General features: G+C 59.3%; 23 protein-coding genes. 6 read left to right on the top strand and 17 right to left on the bottom strand.

Annotated elements, in window-relative coordinates; all coding sequences use genetic code 11:
• The first annotated feature begins 42 nt into the window (after positions 1–42).
• Both JFT85_RS11555 and JFT85_RS11560 read left to right on the top strand, forming a co-directional pair.
• Positions 43–1,089 (top strand): calcium/sodium antiporter, encoded by a 1,047-nt coding sequence (locus JFT85_RS11555; RefSeq protein WP_081006330.1) that lies wholly within the window; start codon positions 43–45, stop codon positions 1,087–1,089.
• Positions 1,086–1,469, top strand: a complete 384-nt coding sequence (locus tag JFT85_RS11560; protein ID WP_053254400.1) for a carboxymuconolactone decarboxylase family protein — start codon at positions 1,086–1,088, stop codon at positions 1,467–1,469. Before JFT85_RS11555 ends, JFT85_RS11560 begins: the two co-directional genes overlap by 4 nt.
• A 119-nt stretch (positions 1,470–1,588) precedes the next feature.
• Here the strand turns inward: JFT85_RS11560 and JFT85_RS11565 are convergent, their stop codons facing one another.
• The 5 genes from JFT85_RS11565 to kdgD all read right to left on the bottom strand — a co-directional run bounded on the left by JFT85_RS11565 (position 1,589) and on the right by kdgD (position 8,145).
• On the bottom strand, positions 1,589–2,530 hold the full coding sequence (locus JFT85_RS11565; RefSeq protein WP_053254399.1) for an AEC family transporter: 942 nt from the start codon (positions 2,528–2,530) through the stop codon (positions 1,589–1,591).
• A gap of 175 nt (positions 2,531–2,705) precedes the next feature.
• A complete protein-coding gene (gene garD / locus JFT85_RS11570) occupies positions 2,706–4,259 on the bottom strand; it encodes a galactarate dehydratase (RefSeq protein WP_201229870.1) in 1,554 nt (517 codons plus the stop codon).
• Between the two features lie 11 nt (positions 4,260–4,270).
• Positions 4,271–5,635 (bottom strand): MFS transporter, encoded by a 1,365-nt coding sequence (locus JFT85_RS11575; protein WP_053254397.1) that lies wholly within the window; start codon positions 5,633–5,635, stop codon positions 4,271–4,273.
• A gap of 98 nt (positions 5,636–5,733) precedes the next feature.
• A complete protein-coding gene (locus JFT85_RS11580; protein WP_053254396.1) occupies positions 5,734–7,179 on the bottom strand; it encodes an aldehyde dehydrogenase family protein in 1,446 nt (481 codons plus the stop codon).
• Positions 7,180–7,233: 54 nt separating this feature from the next.
• Entirely contained in the window at positions 7,234–8,145 is a 912-nt protein-coding gene (gene kdgD, locus JFT85_RS11585) for a 5-dehydro-4-deoxyglucarate dehydratase (RefSeq protein ID WP_053254395.1), read from the bottom strand.
• A 235-nt stretch (positions 8,146–8,380) separates the two neighbouring features.
• Here kdgD and JFT85_RS11590 point away from each other — a divergent pair, with 235 nt between their 5' ends.
• On the top strand, positions 8,381–9,538 hold the full coding sequence (locus JFT85_RS11590; RefSeq protein ID WP_201229872.1) for a phospholipase: 1,158 nt from the start codon (positions 8,381–8,383) through the stop codon (positions 9,536–9,538).
• Positions 9,539–9,701: 163 nt separating this feature from the next.
• Here JFT85_RS11590 and JFT85_RS11595 read toward each other — a convergent pair whose 3' ends face one another.
• The 8 genes from JFT85_RS11595 to rplM form a co-directional block, all read right to left on the bottom strand.
• Positions 9,702–10,451, bottom strand: a complete 750-nt coding sequence (locus JFT85_RS11595) for a FadR/GntR family transcriptional regulator (RefSeq protein WP_053254393.1) — start codon at positions 10,449–10,451, stop codon at positions 9,702–9,704.
• Positions 10,452–10,609: 158 nt separating this feature from the next.
• Complete coding sequence (locus JFT85_RS11600; protein ID WP_053254392.1) at positions 10,610–11,029, bottom strand: ClpXP protease specificity-enhancing factor; 420 nt, start codon at positions 11,027–11,029, stop codon at positions 10,610–10,612.
• A gap of 17 nt (positions 11,030–11,046) precedes the next feature.
• Entirely contained in the window at positions 11,047–11,664 is a 618-nt protein-coding gene (locus JFT85_RS11605; protein ID WP_017138266.1) for a glutathione S-transferase N-terminal domain-containing protein, read from the bottom strand.
• Positions 11,665–11,813: 149 nt separating this feature from the next.
• On the bottom strand, positions 11,814–12,593 hold the full coding sequence (locus JFT85_RS11610) for a cytochrome c1 (protein ID WP_069553196.1): 780 nt from the start codon (positions 12,591–12,593) through the stop codon (positions 11,814–11,816).
• A complete protein-coding gene (locus JFT85_RS11615; RefSeq protein ID WP_053254390.1) occupies positions 12,593–13,804 on the bottom strand; it encodes a cytochrome b in 1,212 nt (403 codons plus the stop codon). Before JFT85_RS11615 ends, JFT85_RS11610 begins: the two co-directional genes overlap by 1 nt.
• Positions 13,804–14,400 (bottom strand): ubiquinol-cytochrome c reductase iron-sulfur subunit, encoded by a 597-nt coding sequence (gene petA, locus JFT85_RS11620; protein ID WP_053254389.1) that lies wholly within the window; start codon positions 14,398–14,400, stop codon positions 13,804–13,806. The genes JFT85_RS11615 and petA overlap by 1 nt, the downstream gene beginning before the upstream one ends.
• A 265-nt stretch (positions 14,401–14,665) precedes the next feature.
• A complete protein-coding gene (gene rpsI, locus JFT85_RS11625) occupies positions 14,666–15,058 on the bottom strand; it encodes a 30S ribosomal protein S9 (RefSeq protein ID WP_003171743.1) in 393 nt (130 codons plus the stop codon).
• A gap of 14 nt (positions 15,059–15,072) precedes the next feature.
• Positions 15,073–15,501 (bottom strand): 50S ribosomal protein L13, encoded by a 429-nt coding sequence (gene rplM, locus JFT85_RS11630; protein ID WP_003171742.1) that lies wholly within the window; start codon positions 15,499–15,501, stop codon positions 15,073–15,075.
• A 248-nt stretch (positions 15,502–15,749) separates the two neighbouring features.
• Here rplM and JFT85_RS11635 point away from each other — a divergent pair, with 248 nt between their 5' ends.
• The gene (locus JFT85_RS11635) at positions 15,750–16,790 is read left to right on the top strand and encodes an NADP(H)-dependent aldo-keto reductase (protein WP_053254388.1); all 1,041 of its coding nucleotides are present in this window, start codon (positions 15,750–15,752) and stop codon (positions 16,788–16,790) included.
• 127 nt (positions 16,791–16,917) lie between these two features.
• On the opposite strand, the gene JFT85_RS11640 is transcribed toward JFT85_RS11635, so the two are convergent.
• Positions 16,918–18,054, bottom strand: a complete 1,137-nt coding sequence (locus JFT85_RS11640) for an acyl-CoA dehydrogenase family protein (protein WP_053254387.1) — start codon at positions 18,052–18,054, stop codon at positions 16,918–16,920.
• Positions 18,055–18,274: 220 nt separating this feature from the next.
• Here JFT85_RS11640 and JFT85_RS11645 point away from each other — a divergent pair, with 220 nt between their 5' ends.
• Both JFT85_RS11645 and JFT85_RS11650 read left to right on the top strand, forming a co-directional pair.
• The gene (locus JFT85_RS11645) at positions 18,275–19,195 is read left to right on the top strand and encodes a GlxA family transcriptional regulator (RefSeq protein WP_169875909.1); all 921 of its coding nucleotides are present in this window, start codon (positions 18,275–18,277) and stop codon (positions 19,193–19,195) included.
• A 272-nt stretch (positions 19,196–19,467) separates the two neighbouring features.
• Positions 19,468–19,722, top strand: a complete 255-nt coding sequence (locus JFT85_RS11650; protein WP_201229874.1) for a hypothetical protein — start codon at positions 19,468–19,470, stop codon at positions 19,720–19,722.
• 61 nt (positions 19,723–19,783) lie between these two features.
• Here JFT85_RS11650 and zapE read toward each other — a convergent pair whose 3' ends face one another.
• From zapE to JFT85_RS11665, 3 genes are all read right to left on the bottom strand, one after another.
• Positions 19,784–20,878 carry a cell division protein ZapE gene (zapE, locus tag JFT85_RS11655; protein ID WP_053254384.1) on the bottom strand — a complete coding sequence of 365 codons (1,095 nt, stop codon included), beginning with the start codon at positions 20,876–20,878 and terminating at the stop codon, positions 19,784–19,786.
• Between the two features lie 79 nt (positions 20,879–20,957).
• Complete coding sequence (locus JFT85_RS11660; protein WP_069553194.1) at positions 20,958–22,313, bottom strand: tryptophan--tRNA ligase; 1,356 nt, start codon at positions 22,311–22,313, stop codon at positions 20,958–20,960.
• Positions 22,314–22,337: 24 nt separating this feature from the next.
• A complete protein-coding gene (locus JFT85_RS11665; RefSeq protein WP_201229876.1) occupies positions 22,338–22,967 on the bottom strand; it encodes an alpha/beta hydrolase in 630 nt (209 codons plus the stop codon).
• Between the last annotated feature and the right edge of the window lie 62 nt (positions 22,968–23,029).

Here is a 23,029-nt window from a genome sequence, read left to right on the forward strand (position 1 = left end):
ATTTTCGGACTAACCGCCCTTTCGCCCTTCAGCCTGCTCGAATTGATCAGCGGCTTGGTGTTGCTGATTATCGGCGCCGAAATCCTGGTGCGCGCCGCCGTGCGCCTGGCGGCCAGCCTCAAGGTGCGGCCGCTGATCATCGGTTTGAGCATCGTCGCCTTCGGCAGCAGTGCGCCGCAGATGACCGTCAGTTTGCAAGCCACCCTGGCCGGCAATACCGACATCGCGGTGGGCAGCGTGATCGGCAGCAGCATCTTCAATATCCTCGTCACCCTGGGCCTGTCCGCGCTGATCATCCCCCTGCGGGTATCACGGCAACTGGTGCGCCTGGACATTCCGGTGATGATTTTCGCCGCCCTGCTGGTGTTTACCCTCTCGGCCAATGAAGAGCTGACGCCCGTTGACGGCCTGTTACTGCTCGCGGCCCTGCTGGCCTACCTCGGCGTGCTGCACTACCAAACCCGCCATTCCCGCCGCCCGCGCACATTGGACACCGTCGCCAGGGCGCCATGGCTGAGCAGCGTATTGCTGATACTGGGCGGGCTGTTGATTCTGGTGCTGGCCGGGCATCTGCTGCTGGGCGCGGCCGTGGATGTGGCGAGCGACCTGGGCCTCTCGGAGCGCATCATCGGCCTGACGCTCATCGGTGTCAGCACCTCGCTGCCATGCCTGGCCACCTCGCTGATTGCCGCCCTGCGCGGCCAGCGCGAGATCGCCGTGGGCAATGTGATCGGCAGCAGCCTGTTCAATCTGTTGGGCGTGCTGGGGTTTACCGCCCTGGTGGCGCCCTCTCCACTGTCGGTGTCGCCCAACGCCCTGGACTTCGACCTGCCGGTGATGCTCGGCGTGGTGGTGCTGTGCCTGCCGGTGTTCTACACCGGCTATCGCGTCACGCGCGCCGAAGGCCTGGTGTTTCTGGGTCTGTACCTGGTGTACGGGCTGCACGTGGTGTCGTTCACGTTCGGCACGCCCCTGGCCACCAAGCTTGAACACTTGATGCTGTATTACATCCTGCCGGCGCTGGTGGTTTTTCTGATACTCAGCACGCTGCGAGCCTGGCGCCGCCAACACAAGAGGGAATCGCAATGACCGATCAGAAAAAGCCCGGGGTTGAAATGCGTCGTCAGGTAATGGGCGATGTGTTCGTCGATCGCGCCCTGGGCAATGCCACCGAGTTCACCCAGCCGCTGCAGGATTTCGTCAACGAACATGCCTGGGGCAGCGTGTGGAACCGCGAAGGTCTGCCATTGAAGACGCGCAGCCTGATCACCCTCGCCGCCCTTACGGCGCTCAAATGCCCGCAAGAGCTCAAGGGCCACGTACGTGGTGCGCTGAACAATGGCTGCACGGTGGAAGAGATTCGCGAAGCACTGCTGCATTGCGCGGTGTATGCGGGTGTGCCAGCGGCGATTGACGCGTTTCGCGCGGCGCAGGAAGTAATTGAGGCGTATCAAGCAGATCAGCAGTGACGGTCAGATAGCTTTCGCGAGCAAGCCTACTGCCACATTTGACTGCATTCTCAGGTTGGAACACGGCCAAATGTGGCAGCGGGCTTGCTCGCGAATGGCCCTCAGACACACCGCAACGTTTAGATCCAGCCCCCCGCCTGCAACACGAAAATTCCGATATTGGTGGTCACCGCCGCCATCAGCGTGGTGATCACAATAATCGCCGCCGCCAGTTCATGATTACCCTCGGCCGCCCTGGCCATGACGAAACTCGCCGCCGCAGTCGGCGCGCCGAAATACAAAAACAGAATCCCCAGTTCCGGCCCGCGAAAGCCCAGCAACCAGGCGCCAAGCGTCGCCGCCAGCGGCAGGCCGATCATCTTCACCAGGCTGGCACTCAAGGCCATGCTCCCGCTTTTCCGCAGGGCTGCCAGCGACAGGGTGCCGCCGATGCAGATCAGTGCCAGCGGCAGGGTCATGTCCGCCAGGTACTGGCCGGACGACTCCAGCCAGCCAGGCAAGCCGATCTTGAAAATAGCGAACGGCGCAGCCGCAATCACGCTGATGATCAGCGGGTTGGCCACCACACTTTTGAAGATGCTCCAGGGGTCGGACTTGATCACCGGGCTGTACACCGCCAGCACGATGGTCGACAGCGTGTTGTAGAACAGAATCACCAGTGCCGCGAGGATCGCGCCAAGGGAAATGCCGTAGTCACCGTACATGCTGGCCGCCAGCGCCAGGCCGATCACGCCGTTATTGCCGCGAAACGCGCCCTGGGTGTAGATGCCACGGTCTTCACGCGGGCAACGCAAGATCGCCCAGCCCCAGGCCAAGGCAAAGCTCAGCAGTGTGGCGACGGCAAAGTAGATCAGCAAACCTGGCTTGAGCGCCGAGTGCAGGTCGGCATGCAGGATGCCCAGGAACAACAGCGCCGGCATGGTGACGTTGAATACCAGGGACGAGGCGGTGTGGATAAAGTTGTCGTTGATCCAGTTGATGCGCTTGAGCAGCACACCGAGGAACAGCATGGCAAACACCGGCGCGGTGATGGTGAGGGTGGTGAGGAAGATTGCCAGCATGCCGGGGAGAACCTTGGTGAGCGTCATCAGAGGGCCAATGATAAGCCATGCGGCCGTGCGGCGTCTGGTAGGCCACCTTCGCGCGCGAGCCCACTTCCACCCTTGGCTGCATTCTCATGCTGGAATTCGGCCAAAGGTGGGAGCGGACTTGCTCGCGAGTTCAGGCGACTCGGTCTCAGGTAATGGGCGCCGGGTTGAACAACGTAATGTCGTTATGCAGCTTGTGCTGCTCGGCCCACGTCTGCTTCTTGCCGCTGGCCACGTCCAGGTAGAAGTGGAACAACTCCCATCCCAACTCCTCGATCGTCGCACGCCCGGTGGCAATGCGCCCGGCGTCAATATCGATCAGGTCCGGCCAGCGCTGCGCCAATTCCGTACGCGTCGAAACCTTCACCACGGGTGCCATCGCCAGCCCGTAAGGCGTACCACGCCCGGTGGTGAACACATGCAGGTTCATCCCGGCCGCCAGTTGCAAGGTGCCGCACACAAAGTCACTGGCCGGCGTCGCGCAAAAAATCAGGCCCTTGCCGTTGAACCGCTCGCCCGGGCCGAGCACGCCATTGATCGCGCTGCTGCCGGATTTGACGATGGAGCCCAAGGACTTCTCGACGATATTCGACAAGCCACCCTTTTTGTTGCCCGGCGTGGTGTTGGCACTGCGGTCCGCCTCGCCCTTGGCCAGGTAACGGTCGTACCAGTCCATTTCTCTTACAAGCGCCTGGGCAACTTCTTTGCTTTCAGCACGGGACGTCAGCAGATATATCGCATCACGCACTTCAGTCACTTCGGAAAACATCACGGTCGCCCCGGCCCGCAGCAGCAGATCCGAGGCATACCCCAACGCCGGGTTGGCAGTGATGCCGGAAAACGCATCGCTGCCACCACATTGCATGCCCAGGATCAGTTCCGACGCCGGCACGGTTTCACGGCGGCGCTGGTCGAGTTTTTTCAAACGGACCTCGGCCAGCGCCATGATCTGCTCGATCATCTCGGTAAAGCCGTGGCTGGAATCCTGCAGCCGATACAGCCAGGGCTCGCTGAGGTCGACCGAGCTGTCGTTGTCGTGCATCACCTGCCCGGCCTGCAATTTCTCGCAGCCCAGGCTGATGACCAAAGCCTCGCCCCCCAGGTTCGGATTACGCGCCAGGTTGCGCACAGTGCGGATCGGGATATACGCATCCGTTGCGGTGATCGCCACGCCGCAGCCGTAACTGTGGGTCAGCGCCAGCACGTCATCGACGTTCGGGTACTTGGGCAGCAATTCGTCCTTGATACGCTTGACCGCATGGTCCAGCACGCCGGTAACGCACTGCACGGTGGTGGTGATACCGAGAATATTGCGTGTGCCCACGGTGCCGTCGGCGTTGCGATAGCCCTCGAAGGTAAAGCCTTCCAATGGCGCCTGGGTGTCAGGCACTTCAGTCGACAGCGGCAAGCTGTCCAGCGGTGGCGCGGTGGGCATGCGCAGTTGGTCTTCCTGCACCCAACTGCCCCGCGGAATCGGCGCCAGGGCGTAACCGATGGTCTGGCCATAGCGAATAATCTGACCGCCCTCAGGGATATCTTCCAGCGTCACCTTGTGGCTCTGCGGGATGAAATCCACGGTCACCAGGCCGTCCGGAAACTCGGTCCCGGCCGGTACGCCCTGGTCGTTGACCACGATCACCACGTTGTCACGCTCGTGCAAACGGATCGAGCGCGGCGAGTCGGCATGTTCAATCAACTGCATTACATCGCCCCTCAAGAGTGCGCTTCGGTGAATTTAGTCAGTTCAGGCCCTTTGCTGGGTGGCTCTTTGAGCACCACACGCTTGATCGGGCCGACAATCACCAGGTAACTGAACACCGCCACCAAGGCGTTGGCGCCGACGAACACCAGCGCCCACTTGAACGAGCCGGTGGTGCTGATGATGTAGCCGATCACGATAGGCGTACTGATCGACGCCAGGTTGCCAAACATGTTGAACAAGCCGCCACTGAGGCCGGCGATTTGTTTCGGCGAGGTGTCGGACACCACCGCCCAACCCAGTGCGCCAACGCCCTTGCCGAAGAAGGCCAACGCCATAAAACCCACGACCATCCACTCGATGTCGACATAGTTGCAGGCCACGATGCTGCTGGAAATCAGCAACCCACCGATGATCGGCGCCTTGCGCGCAAACGTCAGCGAATGGCCCTTGCGCAGCAGGTAGTCGGAGATCACGCCGCCCAGCACCCCACCGATAAAACCACAAATCGCTGGCAGCGAAGCAATGAAACCGGCCTTCAGAATGGTCATACCGCGGTCCTGCACCAGGTACACCGGAAACCAGGTCAGGAAGAAGTACGTGATGCCATTGATGCAGTATTGGCCGAGGTACACGCCAAGCATCATGCGGTTGGTCAGCAACTGGCGGATGTAATCCCACTTTGGGCCGTCAGTTTTCTTACCCTTGCCCTTGTCCTGGTCCATATCGACCATCGCACCGTTCTCAGCAATATGCTTGAGCTCAGCCTCGTTGATCATCGGATGCTGGCGCGGGCTGTGGATAATTTTCAGCCAGACCAACGAGAACAGGATGCCGATACCGCCCATCACGATAAACACATGCTGCCAGCCGAAGGTGTAGACGATCCAACCCATCAACGGTGCAAACAGCACCGTGGCGAAGTATTGCGCCGAGTTGAAGATCGCCGATGCAGTGCCGCGCTCAGCCGTAGGAAACCACGCCGCAACAATACGGGCATTTCCGGGAAACGAGGGTGCTTCAGCCAGGCCCACCAGAAAGCGCAACATGAACAGCGCGACGATGGCAGTCGAGACACCGAACTCACCGACATAACCTTGCAGCACGGTGAACAGCGACCAGGTGAAGATGCTCAGGGCATAGATTTTTTTCGAACCGAACCGGTCCAGCAACCAGCCACCGGGGATTTGCCCGGCGACGTAGGCCCAACCGAATGCGGAGAAGATGTAACCGAGGGTGACCGCGTCGATACCGAGGTCTTTTTGCAGGCTGGAGCCGGCGATGGCGATAGTAGCCCGGTCGGCGTAGTTGATCGTGGTCACCAGGAACAGCATGAGCAGGATCAAATAGCGGACGTGGGTCGGCTTGGTCGCTTGCATGAAGAGGTACTCCCACTAATTATTTTTTTTGCGGGTCATTGTCTTGTTGTGTGTGAGCACCGCTTCATGAAGAAGCCGGTGCCCACGGGCGTTGCGTGTTACGAACCGATGTAGCTGGTTTTCACCACGGTGTAGAACTCTTGCGCATAGCGACCTTGCTCACGCGAACCATAGGATGAACCCTTACGCCCACCGAACGGCACGTGGTAGTCCACACCGGCGGTCGGCAAGTTGACCATCACCATCCCGGCCTGGGAGTGGCGCTTGAAGTGGTTGGCGTACTTCAGCGAGGTGGTGGCAATCCCCGCCGACAAACCGAACTCGGTGTCATTGGCCATGGCCAGCGCCGCTTCGTAATCCGCCACGCGCACCACGTTGGCCACGGGGCCAAAGATCTCTTCGCGGCTGATCCGCATGGCGGCTTCGCTGTCGGCAAACAGCGTCGGCGCCAGGTAGTAGCCCTCGGTGTCGCAGGTGACCAGGCCGCCACCGCTGACCAGCCGCGCACCTTCGCTTTGGCCGATGTCGATGTATTTCATGTCCTGATCCAGCTGAGCCTGGGAGACCACCGGGCCAATATCGGTACCGCTTTTCAGCGCGTGGCCGACCTTGATCGACTGCATACGCTCGGCCATGGCCGCGACGAACTGGTCGTGGATACCCGCAGTGACAATCAAGCGGCTTGAGGCGGTGCAACGCTGGCCGGTTGAGTAGAACGCGCTCTGTACCGACAGCTCGACGGCCTGCTTGAGGTCGGCGTCATCGAGGATGATCTGCGGGTTTTTACCGCCCATTTCCAACTGCACTTTGGCCTGGCGCGATACGCAGCTGACGGCGATCTGACGCCCCACGCCGACCGAACCGGTAAAGCTGATGCCGTCGACTTTCGGGCTGTTGACCAATACGTCGCCGACCACACGGCCACTGCCCATCACCAGGTTGAACACACCGGCGGGGAAGCCGGCGCGGGAGATGATTTCGGCCAGGGCCCAGGCGCAACCCGGAACCAATTCAGCCGGCTTGATCACCACGCAGTTGCCATAGGCCAGGGCTGGGGCGATTTTCCAGGCGGGAATCGCAATCGGGAAGTTCCACGGGGTAATCAAGCCGACCACACCGAGGGCTTCGCGGGTCACTTCAACGTTGACGCCCGGGCGCACCGACGGCACGTAGTCACCGGACAGGCGCAGGCATTCACCGGCGAAAAACTTGAAGATGTTACCGGCGCGCGTCACTTCGCCAATGGCTTCGGGCAGGGTCTTGCCCTCTTCCCGAGCCAGCAGGGTGCCGAGTTCTTCACGGCGGGCGAGGATTTCGCTGCCGACTTTGTCGAGGGCGTCGTGGCGCGCCTGGATGCCGGAAGTCGACCAGGCCGGAAAGGCGGCACGGGCGGCGTCGATGGCGGCGTTGACTTGAGCGACGTCAGCCTTGGCGTATTCGCCGATGACATCGGACAACTCCGACGGGTTGATGTTGGTGCAGTAGTCGGAACCGGCCACCCACTCGCCGTTGATGTAGTTTTCAAAACGTTTGGCTTGGGACACAAATCTTCTCCTGACGCAAAAGGCCGCTGATTGCTCAGCGGCCTTGTAGATAAGTTACTGCGGACCTTGCTTGTCGATCAGCGCGGCCAGGGCTTCGTACTCTTCCGGCAGCAGGTCGGTAAGCGGCGTGCGCACCGGGCCTGCGTCGTAGCCGGCGATTTTCGCACCCGCCTTGACGATGCTCACGGCATAGCCGGCTTTACGGTTACGGATATCGAGGTAAGGCAGGAAGAAGTTGTCGATGATCTTGGCGACGGTGGCGTGATCGTCCTTGGCAATCGCGTGGTAGAAGTCCATCGCGGTTTTCGGGATGAAGTTGAACACCGCCGAGGAGTACACCGGCACGCCCAGGGCCTTGTAGGCAGCAGCGTAAACCTCTGCAGTTGGCAGGCCGCCGAGGTAGCTGAAACGGTCGCCAAGGCGACGACGAATCGACACCATCAACTCGATATCACCCAGGCCGTCCTTGTAGCCGATCAGGTTCGGGCAGCGTTCAGCCAGGCGTTCCAGCAATGGCGCGGTCAGGCGGCAGACGTTGCGGTTGTAAACCACCACGCCAATTTTGACCGACTTGCACACTGCTTCCACGTGGGCGGCAACGCCGTCCTGGCTGGCTTCGGTCAAATAGTGTGGCAACAGCAACAAGCCCTTGGCGCCAAGGCGTTCGGCTTCTTGGGCGTACTCGATAGCCTGGCGAGTCGCACCGCCAACACCGGCGAGGATTGGCACGCTGGTGGCACAGGTATCAACGGCGGTCTTCACCACTTGGGAATATTCACTCGCGGCGAGGGAGAAAAACTCACCGGTGCCGCCGGCGGCGAATAAGGCAGTAGCGCCGTAAGGGGCCAGCCACTCCAGACGCTTGATGTAGCCCGCCGGGTGAAAATCACCCTGCGCATTGAAATCGGTCACGGGGAAAGACAGCAGACCGTGGGAGAGGATGGACTTCAGTTCTTGTGGATTCATTATTCGAACACCCTGGGCAAAGACTTTCTGTCGAAAGGTTGTTGTTGGTTTTGATGATGTCGTACGTCATCGTACAACTATAAAAGGATTCGTCAACTGCAATTCATCGGCGATGGCTGCAGCGTCGCGTTTAAACCTGTGTTCTTGACGTAGGAAATTATTCCTCTATGCTTCAAACAACTGTATATACATACAGTTATTAAGGAAGATTCCTACGACATAGCAAGGAGCTAACATGTCAGGTCTTGAACTAGCAGCACCGGAAAAGAAACCACCTACCCTGCGCTTCGAAGGGGGTGAACACACCGCTATCGGCGATGACACCCTGTTGCGATTCGCCAAGAACGCGCCCGCGATTCCCGCGCGGCAAGTCGAACTGCACCTGCCCAATGGCCTGGCCCTGACCTACGGCCAAGTGATCGCGCTGGGCGGAGACTTCTATGGCATTCCTGGCCAGCCGATCAGCGACGGCGCGTCCGCAGCGGATCGCGTGCAACGCTTCACCGCGGCTTTTAACTCATTGGCGGTGCTGCCGGCCTCGCGAGAGGAAGCACAGAAGATCCTCGCGGTGATGCAAAAGGAGATCAACGCAGTCAATCAGGCGATCAAGGACGGCAAACAACCCCACGAAGCCTATGACGCATTGGGCGATACGCTGTCTGAGGAGTGGAACCGAATCACCGGCGGCGGCAGTGCGGTTTCGGCCCTCCTCCCGCTGGGTCGCTACCTGAAACTGGCAGCCGACAACGCTGACCATTTTGGCGAGTGGGCATTGTCTGCGTACCTGGCCGGCCACACAGCGGCACTGCAACAGGCGGTCGTGGCCCATCAGACCGGTACCGACCAGGCCCTGGAATTGGCCTATGCGATGAACAGCTTTGCTGATCACTTTTTGACTGACCTGTTTTCCGCCGGCCACCTGCGGGTGCCGCGCAAACAATTGGCGGCGGTGGTCACGCCAGGAGAACTGGGTTCGCTGATCAGCCGCTTCATGCACGATGAAGACAGCAAGTTCGGGCTCAAGGTGCGCAATGCCCTGGGCGATCAATGGCATGCCTATGGTGACAAGCGTTATTTCGATGCCATCGACGCGGACAATCGGACGATGGTCAAACGCGCGGTGCAGGCGTCCGCCGATGAGATCTTCGAGACCTTCATCAGCGGCATCGCGCCCTCTCCGGCCGTCTTCAAGGCACCGCTGCATGTGCCGGACTTGAATGCCGCGCAGAACCCGGCGAACAACTTCTCGCCGCTGTTCAAGATGGAAGGAGACAAGGTGTTGCGCCGCAAGGACGTGAATGACCTGAACGACAAGCACTGGACCAATGACTGGTGGGGTTGGAGCACTTACCTGCTGCTCAAGGACTACAAGCCCAACCAGCCGGCTAATTAAGTCGACGCAAAACTCCAGGCCAAGGAGATCTAAATGTGGGGGCGGGCTTGCTTGCGAAGGCGTTCTTTCAGTTGATGCATGTGCAGACTGGCACACCGCATTCGCGAGCAAGCCCGCTCCCACACGTGGATCGATTTATTTCCGACACCACTCGGTTGCCCGGTTAACCGCGCTGCGCCTCCGCCTCTTCATGGGCATGGCGCAGCCGCTCGCGGCTGTTGGTCAGGTGCAAGCGCATGGCCGCCCGTGCCGCGTCCGAATCCTGGCGGGCAATCGCCTCATAAATTTCTTCGTGTTCGCGGCTCAGGCGGCCCATGTAGTGCTGCTGGTCATCATGGGCCAGACGCGCCGAATTCAGGCGCGTACGCGGAATGATGCTCGTGCCCAGGTGGGTCATGATGTCGGTGAAGTAGCGGTTGCCGGTGGACAGTGCAATTTCCAGGTGGAACGCAAAATCCGATGCCACCGCATCGCCTGCGTGGGCCGCGCTTTCATTCAGGGCGTCGAGTGCCGCACGCATGGCCGCCAGTTGTGCATCGCTGCGACGCAATGCAGCAAGGCCGGCAGACTCCACCTCCAGGCTGATACGCAACTCCAGAATCGCCAGCACATCACGCAAGGTCACCACCGTGGCCGGATCAATCCGGAAGCCGCTGGGGCTTGGCGTGTCCAACACAAAGGTGCCGATACCGTGACGGGTTTCCACCTGCCCCGCCGCCTGCAAACGTGAGATGGCTTCACGCACGACCGTGCGGCTGACGCCATGGGCCTCCATGATTGCCGACTCAGTGGGCAACTTATCGCCGCGTTTGAGTTGGCCGTCGCGGATTTGCTCGGACAACACCGTGACCAATTCCTGGGCAAGGCTGCGGCGCTTGCGGGGAAGACGAGGAGCGGTGTTGGCGTTTTCCATGATGAACCATCTTTCTCGGCGAACTAGAGCCCGCATCATAGCCCATGGCGGTTGTACGATCACCGTTCTGTCACGACTTTCATCCACATCCTGCGCGCAAAAAAATGCCCCGGCACAGGCCGAGGCATTTTTAAGGCTCAACCGAGAGTGAACGCCGCTTACTTCACCACTTTCAAGCTCGGCCGGCCGCTTGGACGCGGAGGCTCGGAGTCCGGCGGTGGCAGATCGTCACCGTCGTCACCTTCGATCGCTTCATCGTCCTCGAAAGGCGACTCCAGATCGAACACCATGCCTTGGCCATTCTCACGGGCATAGATCCCGAGGATAGCGCCAATCGGCACGAACAGCGTATGCGGCACGCCGCCAAAACGCCCTTCGAAGCTTACCGCTTCGTTGTCCATGTGCAGGTGGCGCACAGCACTGGGTGATACGTTCAGCACGATCTGCCCATCACTGGCAAAACCCTGCGGCACGTCAACCTTGGGAAATTCAGAGTTGACCAGCATGTGCGGGGTGCAATCGTTGTCCACAATCCACTCATAGAGCGCGCGGACCAAATAGGGTCGACTGGAGTTCATCAGCGGCTCCTTAAGCCTTAGCGCATGTCGCGTTCGACACCAGACAGACTTGCCTGGAAAGCCTCACGCGCAAACTGGCGCTCCATGTAATCAAGCAACGGCTTGGCCGGCCGTGGCAGTTCAATGCCCAGGATCGGCAAGCGCCAGAGTATGGGTAATAGGCAGCAATCCACCAAGCTTTGTTCCTCGCTGAGGAAAAAAGGTTTGTCGGCGAACAGCGGCGAAACACCCGTCAGGCTCTCGCGCAATTCCTTACGCGCCTGCACCCGAACGGCTTCTTTACTGCGTGTATCCAGAATCACATCCACCAGCCCACACCAGTCACGCTGGATCCGATGGATCAGCAGGCGACTGTTGGCACGCGCCACCGGATACACCGGCAACAAAGGTGGATGCGGGTAACGCTCATCCAGGTATTCCATCACCACGGTTGACTCCCACAACGCCAGGTCACGATCGACCAGGGTGGGCAAGCTGCCGTAAGGGTTCACTTCGATCAGTTTCGGCGGATGACGTCCTGCCTCCACACTGATGATCTCGGCGCTGACACCCTTCTCTGCGAGCACGATGCGTACTCGGTGGGAATAGTGGTCGGCGGGGTCGGAGTAACAGGCCAACCGATTGGTCACGCCCATGGCGGTCCTCCTCGCTTGTTGAAATTATCGAAAGCTCAAAAACGAGCGCGCCCAGAGAGCATCTCTGCAGTGCCTGGTTGAACCAGAGCGCTACGTATTCAGAGATGCCGCTGGGCGCGCAAGATTAACAGCAATTGCTTACGGTTGGATCAATGCACATCCTTCCAGTATTCGCGTTTGAGCAGATAGGCGAATACGAAGAAGAAGGCCAGGTACAGCAACACATAAGTACCAATGCGCTGATGTTGCAGTTTGACCGGGTTGGCCGAGTAGGCCAGGAAGGTCACCAGATTCTTGACCTTCTCGTCGAACTGCTCTTCGTTCAGCGTACCGGTCTTGGGCACGATGGTCAGTTGGTCGCACGCTTCATGTGTCAGAGGCGTGCCAGTCAACGGATCATATTGCTTCTTGCCGTCTTCAACGACCTGAACCTGCTTGCATCCTACCACTTGGCGACCCTGCAGGCCGACCAGAACGTTGGGCATGCCGACGTTCGGGAAGACTTTGTTGTTCACGCCATAAGGACGCGCCGGGTCTTCGTAGAAGGATTTCAGGTAACCGTAGAGCCAATCGGTGCCGCGCACGCGCGCCACCAGGGTCAGGTCAGGCGGTGCTGCACCGAACCAGACCTTGGCGTCGGCTGGCTGCATACCGATGCTCATGTGGTCGCCGATTTTCGCGCCGGTGAACACCGAGTGGCTGAGCATCACGTCATGCGGGATCCCCAGGTCATCGGCGACACGCTCGTAACGCTGGAACTTGGCGCTGTGGCAGCCCATGCAGTAGTTGGTGAAGGTACGCAGCCCATCCTGCATGGCGGCCTTGTCGGACACGTCGATGTCGACTTTTTCCAGCTCCGGGCCGTGCTCGGCCGCGAAGGACAGTAGCGGCAGCGCCGCAAGCATCAAAGCAACAAATAACTTTTTCATCAGCCAGTCACCCTTTCCGGAACCGGTTTGGTCTTCTCGAGCCGGGTGTAGAACGGCATCAGAATGAAGTAGGCGAAGTACAGGAAGGTGCAAACCTGCGACAGCAACGTGCGCTCAGGCGTCGGCGCCAATACGCCCAATACACCCAGGATCACGAACGCAATGCAGAACACCCACAGCCAGATCTTGCTCAGCCAGCCCTTGTAGCGCATGGACTTGACCGGGCTTCGGTCGAGCCACGGCAAGACGAATAGCATGGCGATCGATGCCCCCATTGCCATCACGCCCATGAGCTTGTCGGGAATCGCACGCAAGATCGCGTAGAACGGCGTGAAGTACCAGACCGGCGCAATGTGCTCAGGTGTCTTGAAGGCGTTGGCTTGTTCAAAGTTCGGCTTCTCCAGGAAATAACCACCCATTTCCGGGAAAAAGAACACGATCGAGCAGAAGATGAACAGGAAGACGACGACGCCGACAATGTCTTTCACGGTGTAGTACGGGTGGAACGGAATGCCGTCCAACGGGATGCCGTTTTCGTCTTTATGCTTCTTGATGTCCACGCCGTCCGGGTTGTTCGAACCCACTTCGTGCAGCGCCAGGATGTGCAACACAACCAGGCCCAGAATCACAATCGGCAGGGCCACGACGTGCAAGGCAAAGAAGCGGTTCAGGGTGATACCGGAGATCAGGTAGTCACCCCGGATCCATTGGGTCAGGTCATTGCCGATCACCGGAATCGCACCAAACAGCGAGATGATCACCTGGGCGCCCCAGTACGACATCTGCCCCCACGGCAGCAGGTAGCCCATGAAAGCCTCGGCCATCAGCGCCAGGTAGATCAACATGCCGAACACCCACACCAGCTCGCGAGGCTTCTGGTAAGAGCCGTACAGCAGGCCACGGAACATGTGCATGTAGACGACGATGAAGAACGCCGAAGCGCCGGTGGAGTGCAGCAGGCGCAGGATCGAGCCGTACTCGACATCACGCATGATGTACTCGACGGAGGCGAACGCCTCTTCCGCCGACGGGGTGTAGCTCATCGTCAGCCAGACGCCAGTGACGATCTGGTTAACCAGCACCAACAGCGCCAGCGAGCCGAAGAAGTAGAAGAAGTTGAAGTTTTTTGGTGCGTAATATTTGCTGAGATGGTCTTCCCACATTTTAGTCGCGGGGAAGCGCGCATCCACCCAATCCATGAACTTGCTCATCAGGCTTTCTCCCCCTCGTCGACGCCAATGACAATGACACTGTCAGTCTCGTAGTGATGTGGCGGAACTGGCAGGTTCAGTGGTGCGGGTTGTGACTTGTAGACGCGGCCGGCCAGGTCGTAGTGGGAACCGTGGCAAGGGCAGAAGTAGCCACCCACCCAGTCTTTGCCCAGGTCGGCAGGGGCAACTTCAGGGCGGAAGGTAGGCGAGCAACCCAGGTGGGTGCAGATACCGATCAGCAGCAGAATCTCTGGCTTGATCGAACGGATTTCCTTATCAACGTAGGCGGGTTGCTCGGAATTCTTGGAGTCGGGATCAGACAGCTGACCTTCGATTTTCTTCAGATTCCCCAGGATTTCCTCAGTACGACGAACGATGAAGACCGGCTGACCGCGCCACTCAGCAATCATCTGCTGGCCTGGGTCGATCTTGCTGACATTCACCTTCACCGGTGCACCTGCGGCTTTCGCCTTGGCACTGGGAAACCATGACCCCACGAACGGGACCGCAGCCCCCACCGCTCCTGCAGCACCCACCACGGATGTGGCTGCTACCAAGAAGCGACGCCGGCCTGCATTCACGCCGTCATTGCTCATTCAGTCCTCTCCCATCAGCTTTTTGGCCTGTTAAATCAGGCGTCTACTAAGTGTTGAATCTTTACTTATAAAAATTTTGCCGAATGGTAATGAAAAGCCCCACGTATGACAAGGGAATTGCCCGAGGCTCCCTCTCCAGGCCTTGTAGTATAGGGGGTCTACGGATGTGGCAAGTTGTCACGGCGAAAAATGTGCATAAATCGCAGGCAATAAAAAACGCCCAGCTCCGTGAGGAGTTGGGCGTTCTTGTGGAACGTAAAGCGAATTAACGCTTCGAGTACTGCGGACGCTTACGCGCTTTACGCAGACCGACTTTCTTACGTTCAACTTCACGAGCATCGCGAGTTACGAAGCCAGCTTTGCGCAGAGCGCCACGCAGGGTTTCGTCGTACTGCATCAGAGCGCGAGTGATACCGTGGCGGATTGCGCCAGCTTGACCACTTACACCGCCACCGATAACGGTGACGTAGATGTCGAACTTTTCAACGGTCTCGGTCAATTCCAGCGGCTGACGAACTACCATGCGGGCAGTTTCGCGACCGAAGAAGTTGTCCAGAGTGCGGTTGTTGATCGAGATGTTACCAGTGCCCGGACGCAGGAAAACGCGTGCGGTTGCGGTTTTGCGACGGCCAGTGCCGTAATTTTGAGTCGCCGACATAATGAACTATTCCGTTAAAACTTCAGTTCTTGGGGCTGCTGAGCAGCATGAGGGTGTACAGCGCCCGCATAGACTTTCAGCTTGCGAAACATATCGCGACCCAGTGGGCCCTTCGGCAGCATGCCTTTGACCGCGATTTCGATCGGGGCTTCAGGCTTCTTGGAAATCAGGCCTTCAAAGTTGGAAGACTTGATACCGCCTGGGAAACCGGAGTGACGGTAGTACATTTTGTCTTGCGCTTTGTTGCCGGTAACACGTACCTGCTCAGCGTTGATGATTACGATGTAGTCACCGGTATCAACGTGAGGGGTGTATTCAGGCTTGTGCTTGCCACGCAGACGGCTGGCGACTTCAGTGGCCAGACGACCCAGGGTCTGACCAGCGGCGTCGACGACAAACCAGTCGCGCTGAACTGTTTCCGGTTTTGCAGTAAAAGTTGTCATTCTTTAATAGCCTCAGGGGCCGCCCTGTAAATTAGACGGCGGATCTTACTGAATAGTGCGTACTTTGACAAGTCAAAGGCAGCCGGATACAGACGCTATCGGGGGCTCGGGTCGGCGCGTCCGTTCAACGGCAAGATTCTTCGGCAGGCGGCGCATCACTTCCACTGCAGAAAGAGGTGGGCAATTATGCAGATTGCGAAAAAAAATTCAACCTGCTTTTATGATTGTTTTCCCCGAAGGAGTACCCGATGGATTATCGACAGCTGGGCCGCACCGATCTGAATGTAAGCGCGATAGCCTTGGGCACCATGACCTGGGGCGAGCAGAACAGCGAGGCAGAGGCCTTCGCGCAGATCGAACGGGCCAAGGCCGCGGGGATCAACTTCCTCGACACCGCAGAAATGTACCCGGTGCCGCCGAAGGCCGACACCTATGCCACCACCGAACGCTATATCGGTAATTACTTCAAAAGCCGTGGCGACCGGGCCGACTGGATCCTCGCCAGCAAGATCGCGGGCCCCGGCAATACCATCGACTACATCCGTGACGGCCACTTGCGCCACAACCGCAAGCACATCGTCGACGCCCTGGATGCCAGCCTCAAGCGCCTGCAAACCGACTGGATCGACCTCTACCAGTTGCACTGGCCGGAGCGCAGCACCAACTTCTTCGGCCAACTGAGCTACAAGCACAAGGACGAAGACGACCTGACGCCGCTGGAGGAAACCCTCGAAGCGCTCGACGCACAGGTCAAGGCCGGCAAGATCCGCCATATCGGCCTGTCCAACGAAACCCCATGGGGCACCATGAAGTTCCTGGCCCTGGCCGAAGCCCGTGGCTGGACCCGAGCGGTGTCGATCCAGAACCCCTACAACCTGCTCAACCGCAGCTTTGAAGTGGGCCTGGCGGAAGTCGCCATTCGTGAGCAATGCGGCCTGCTGGCCTACTCGCCGCTGGCCTTCGGCATGCTCAGCGGCAAGTACGAAGGCGGTGCCCGCCCGGCAAAAGCCCGCCTGACCGAATACAGCCGCTTCAGTCGCTACTTCAACCCGCAGTCAGAAGCAGCCTGCAGCCGCTATGTGGCACTGGCGCGCGCGCATGGCCTGGACCCGGCGCAGATGGCACTGGCGTTTGTGACGCAACAGCCGTTTGTGACCAGCAACATTATTGGCGCCACGAGCCTGGAGCAACTGGACAGCAACATTGCCAGTGCCGACCTGAGGCTATCCAAAGAAGTGCTGGAAGGGATTGAGGCGATTCAGAAGGACCATCCGAACCCAGCCCCTTGATTGATCCTTAAGCCGCTTTCGCGAGCACGCCCGCTGCCACATTTGACCGAGTCAATCCATTTGGAATGCGCTCAAGTGCAGGCGCCGGGCTTGCCCGCGAGGGGCCCTGAGCCGCCCTGCAAAAGCATCAAAGCGCCCGCGCGATAATCTCCTTCATGATCTCGTTGGTCCCCGCATAAATCCGCTGCACCCGCGCATCAGCCCAGGCCCGGGCAATCGGGTATTCCCACATAAAGCCGTAACCACCGTGCAGTTGCACGCACTCGTCGAGCACCTTGCATTGCAGGTCCGTGGCCCAATACTTGGCCATCGCCGCCGTGGGCACATCGAGCTTGCCGTCCAGATGCAACGCCATGCATTTATCCACAAACACGCGGCCGATCTGAATCTCGGTGGCCATCTCCGCCAGTTTGAACCGGGTGTTCTGGAAGTCGGCAATAGCCTTGCCGAACGCCTTGCGCTCACGGGTGTATTCCAATGTCCATTGCAGCGCCGCCTCGGCTGACGACAGCGCGCCAATCGCCACGGTCAGGCGCTCCTGGGGCAACTCCTGCATCAAATAAGCGAAGCCCATGCCGGCCTGGCCCAACAGGTTTTCCTTGGGCACACGCACGTCCTGAAAAAACAGCTCCGAGGTGTCCTGGGCCTTCATGCCCACCTTCTCCAGGCGCTTGCCCTTGTCGAAGCCCGGCGTATCAGCCTCCACCAGAAACAGGCTGATGCCCTTGGCACCGGCCTTGGGGTCGGTCTTGGCCACGACGATCACCAGCTCAGCGAGAAAGCCGTTGGTGATAAAGGTCTTGGAACCGTTGATCACATACTCATCGCCGTCCAATACCGCCGTGGTCTTCACGCCTTGCAGATCGGAACCCGCCCCAGGCTCAGTCATGGCGATGGCCGTGACCCTCTCGCCGGAGATCAATTGTGGCAGGTACTTGTGCTTCAGCGCTTCACTGCCGTAATGCAGGATGTAGGGCGCCACGATGTCCGAATGCAGGGAAAAACCAATGCCGGTCAGCCCCAGCCGGCTGATTTCCTCAATCACCACGGCGCTGTAGAGAAAGTCCGCACCCAGGCCGCCATATGCCTCCGGCAGATGAGAACACAGCATCCCCGCCTCCCCCGCCTTGCTCCACAGGCTACGGTCGATGTAGCCCTGTTTCTCCCACTGCGCATGGAACGGCGCGGCGTGTTTTTCGAGGAAGGTGCGCACGCTCTCGCGGAAGAGTTCGTGCTCCGAGCTGAACAAGGTTCTGGGGATCATGGGTCACCTGCGTGGATTGTCGGACAAGGACGAGCCCACAGAGACTATGCCGCGAAGGCGTCACGGGACACTGGACACATGCGACAAAAAATAAGACGATCCAGCCGTCTGGTGACCACTTTCCCCTATAAGAATAAATGAAATTATGTCTAACCAAATCTCCACGCCCCTGCGGCGCGTCAGCATTTTGGCCATTGATCGGGTATTCGCTTCCACCCTCATGCAAGCCAAGGATTTCTTCCATCTCGCCAGCCTGCGGTATGGCAAACAACAAGGCCTGGGCCTGACCCCAGCGTTTGAAACGCGCCTGGTCAGCCCCGACGGGCAATCGGTACGCAGCTTCAGCGATGTGATCATGCCGGTGGACGGCGGCCTGGAAAACGCCGACATCATCGTGTTGCCGGCCTTCTGGGACGACTTCGACGCGCTGTGCAGCCGTTACCCCCAAGTGCTGCCCTGGCTGCGCGAGCAACACGCCCGCGGCGCGGTGCTGTGCGGCGAAGCCACCGGCGTGTTCTGGCTGGCCGAAGCCGGCCTGCTCGATGGCAAGGAAGCGACCACCTACTGGCGTTTCTTCAATGCCTTCAGCGAGCGCTTCCCCCAGGTGCAGCTCAACCAGGACAAGCACCTCACCGACGCCGACAACCTGTATTGCGCCGGCGGCACCACCTCGGCGTGCGACCTCTACATCTACCTGATCGAACGTTTCTGCGGCGCCAACATCGCCCAGGCCGTGGCCCGCGATATCCTCTACGAAGTGCAACGCAGCTACGCACCTGGGCGTATCGGCTTTGGTGGGCAGAAGCTGCACCAGGACGTGATCATCCTGCAGATCCAGCACTGGCTCGAAGAGCATTTCGCCGACAAGTTCCGCTTCGAAGACGTCGCCCGGGAACACGGCATGAGCATCCGCAACTTCATGCGCCGTTTCCAGACCGCCACCGGCGATAAGCCGCTGCATTACCTGCAACGGCTGCGTATCGAGACGGCCAAAGGCCTGCTCTCGGCAAGCCGCAAGAGCATCAAGACCATCAGCTATGAGGTGGGTTACGACGATGCGAGCTTCTTTGCGCGGCTGTTTCGTCAACACACGGAGTTGTCGCCAAACCAATACCGGCAGCAATTTCAGCAAGCCGCGTAGGTACGGCACCTGACGATGCAAGCGACCCTGTCATACCGCAATGGTGCAGGGTCGAACTGAAAGCCTTATGCAGCCTTACCAAGGCCTTAAGCAATACCTGCCCGCAAGACCTCCAATTCCTACAGCTAGACAGGACGAAGCCGACCCGCTGCGCCCTGGGTATCTGGCATTTTAAGCAAGGTAAAAATCGCTTATATCTGCCGGACCGCGTTCCGGATCACAGGGAGCGTTTTCAACATCCATGTCGCTCAAACCAGGACGGAGACTCAATCATGTCATCCATAGGAAGCAGCTCTTTCAGCCCGGCTATACAGCTGGACGTGACAGGCGCAAGTCCATCAAACGAAAATCAGATTAAATCGTTGACTGAAATTCTGGAGGAGAAAAAGAAGAAGAAGGATGATGAGGAAGAGGGGGGGAAGGGACCATTAATTAGGGGTTCGGACGGCGCGATCTACCAGATGGAGGGCAAATCCAAGTTCCTCGTGCTACCACCGCCGCCCGAAGCAGACCAGATCACTTTTTAACCCGCACCAAAAATGTAAAAGGCCCGCAATCGCAGCGGGCCTTTTATCTGGATCACATCACTTACGGCTTATGCCCACGCGACAGGAACTCGTGGGATTGCATTTCCAGCAAGCGGCTCAGCGTGCGCTGGAATTCGAAGTTCAAGCGACCGCCGGTGTAGAGGTCCTTGAGTTCGACTTCGGCCGAGATGATCAGCTTGACGTTACGGTCGTAGAATTCGTCGACCATGTTGATAAACCGGCGCGCGATGTCGTCAGTGGTGACACTCATCTGCTCCACGCCGCTGAGGATCACCGCGTGGAAGATCTTGCCCAGCTCGATGTAATCGTTCTGGCTGCGCGGGCCGTCGCACAGTTGGCGGAATTCGAACCAGGCCACGTCGTCGCAGGTGCGCAACGCAATGATTTCGCGGTTCTCGATCATCAGCTTGTCGTTTTCCACCGCCTGGGTGCATTCCGGCGTGAGCGCGCGGAAGCTTTTTTTCAGGCTGTCGTGCGCCGCTTCGTTCAGCGGGAAGTGGAACAGCTCCGCTTGCTCAAGGTGACGCAGGCGGTAGTCCACGCCGCTGTCGACGTTGACGATCTCGGTGTTCTGCTTGATCAGCGCGATGGCCGGCAGGAAGCGCGCACGTTGCAGGCCGTCCTTGTACAAGCCGTCAGGCACGATGTTCGAGGTGGCGACCAGGGTCACGCCGTTCTTGAACAATTCTTCCATCAGCGTGCCGAGGATCATGGCGTCGGTGATGTCGGAAACGAAGAATTCATCGAAGCAGATCACCCGCGCTTCGTCGGAGAAACGCTTGGCGATGATAGTCAGCGGGTTTTTCTCACCCGGCAGGGTCTTCATTTCCTCGTGCACACGCTTCATGAAGCGGTGAAAGTGCGTACGCACCTTTTCCTTGAACGGCAGCGCTTCGAAGAAGGTATCGACCAGGTACGTCTTGCCCCGGCCCACGCCACCCCAGAAATACAGGCCTTTGACCGGCGTGTGGTCTTTCTTGCCAAACAGCTTGCTGAACATCCCTGGCTTGCTTTGCGAGGCCGCGACCAGGTCGTCGTACAGGCGCTGCAAATGACGCACCGCCGTTTCCTGGGCCGCGTCATGGAAGAATTCAGGGCGTTTCAGATCAGCTTGATATCGTTCTAGGGGCGTCATAATTTCGTTAGCAAGGCAACAAAAACGGGCCGTCACTGTAACGACGGCCCTGGATAATGGCAATCAACCCTTGGTCGGGTTAATCCTCGATGGGGGTCAACGCAACGCGCAGAGCGGCGATGGCAGCATCGCGCGACGGTTCGTCGGCGAACTCGGCGCTGTCGGCCACCGCAGCGCCGTCCAGCCATACGCTGAAGCTCAGGGCTTCAGTACGCACGTCCACTGCGTCGCCGCTTTGCAATTGCTTGGTCACCGCGCCAGCCGCTTTGCCGTCGGCAAAATTGCGCGACAGCAGCAGTTGCTCGCCGTCGGCGGCCAACAGGCGGAAGCGGAAACTGCCATCGTCTTCGCGAAAGCTTACGAAGCGTGCAGCTTTGGAGGCTTTCTTCTTGGCCGCAACCGGCGCGGCAACCTGATTGACGAATGAACGCAGGCCCACCGCCTCACGCAGCTCGGCCAGGAACGGCGCCGCCACGGCACGGGCCTTCTTGGCGCCGATCAGCAGCAGGTCTTCCATATCCGAAGGGCGCGACATCAACTGGTGATAACGCTCGCGCGCCTCGCCCAATTGATTGTCCAGCAGTTGGAACAGACGGTTCTTCGCCTCGCCCCAGCCCAGGCCTTCGAGCAGCGCGTTGCGCAATTCCGCTTCCTCGGCCTTGGTGGCAAACGCCTGGAACAAGGTGAACAGGTGCGAATTGTCCGGGTCCTTGGCTTCGCCGGGCGCGCGGGAGTCGGTGACGATCCGCGAGATCGCGTCTTTCATGTCCTTGGCGCTGGTGAACAACGGGATGGTGTTGTCGTAGCTCTTGGACATCTTGCGGCCGTCGAGGCCCGGCAAGGTGGCGACGCTTTCTTCGATCAAGGCCTCGGGCATGGTGAAGAATTCTTTACCGTTGCCGAACAGGTGGTTGAAACGCTGGCCGATGTCGCGGGCCATTTCCACGTGCTGGATCTGGTCACGGCCGACCGGCACCTTGTGCGCGTTGAACATCAGGATGTCCGCCGCCATCAGCACCGGGTAGCTGTACAAGCCCATGGTAATACCCGCATCCGGGTCTTCGCCGCTTTCGACGTTCTTGTCCACCGACGCCTTGTAGGCGTGGGCACGGTTGAGCAGGCCCTTGGCGGCAACACAGGTCAGCAGCCAGGTCAGTTCGGGGATTTCCGGGATGTCGGACTGGCGGTAGAAGGTCACCCGGTTCACATCCAGGCCACCGGCCAGCCAGGTCGCGGCAATTTCCATACGCGAGCGCTGGATGCGCTGCGGGTCATCGCATTTGATCAGGGCATGGTAGTCGGCCAGGAAGTAGAAGGAATCGGCATTGGCGTCCTGGCTGGCGAGGATCGCCGGACGGATCGCACCGGCGTAGTTGCCCAGGTGCGGCGTGCCGGTGGTGGTGATGCCGGTGAGGATACGGGTACGAGTCGTCATGGGTAATCGCTTATCAGACTGCTATCAATTCGAGAGGCGCGGCAGCACCAGATCCTTGAGATCGGTGAGCTTGCCATGAAAAAAGTGCCCGCATTCTGCCACTTTCAGCAGCTCATGGGGGCGTTTCAAGGCAGCCGACCAGTCGTAGACCAGCTGCGGGTCGACCACTTCGTCGGTTTCCGGCTGGATCAGGGTCAATGGGCAGCCTTGGGGCAGCACGTCGGTATCGCGCAGGCGCATCACGGCAGCGGCGACCATGAACAGGTGCGCGAGCTTTTCGCCCCTGGCTTCCAGACGCCCGCCGAGGCTGGCCGCCACATAACCGCCGAACGAGAAGCCCAGCAGTGTCAGCGGCAGGTCGGGGTGTTTTTCACGCAGCCAGTTGGCGCAGGCTTCGGCATCGTCGACTTCACCGGTGGCCATATCGTGGGTCCCGGCGCTGGCACCGACACCCCGGTAATTAAAACGTAAAGTAATCAAACCGGCATCGCGCGCAGTGCGTTGCAGGGTCGATACGACTTTATTGAGCATGGTCCCACCCTGCACCGGGTTAGGGTGGCAGATCAGCGCCAGGCCACGTGGCTCGGGGTGATCAAGGTACAGGGCTTCCAATTGGCCAACCGGGCCATCGATCAAAACGGGGGGTTCACGCATGAGCAAGGAATGAACTCCGTGACCTCTCAAAGGGTCGACTCGTCTAGCTAAAAGTCTGTGCA

It is taken from the genome of Pseudomonas sp. TH04 (assembly GCF_016651355.1).
GTDB classification, from domain to species: domain Bacteria; phylum Pseudomonadota; class Gammaproteobacteria; order Pseudomonadales; family Pseudomonadaceae; genus Aquipseudomonas; species Aquipseudomonas fluorescens.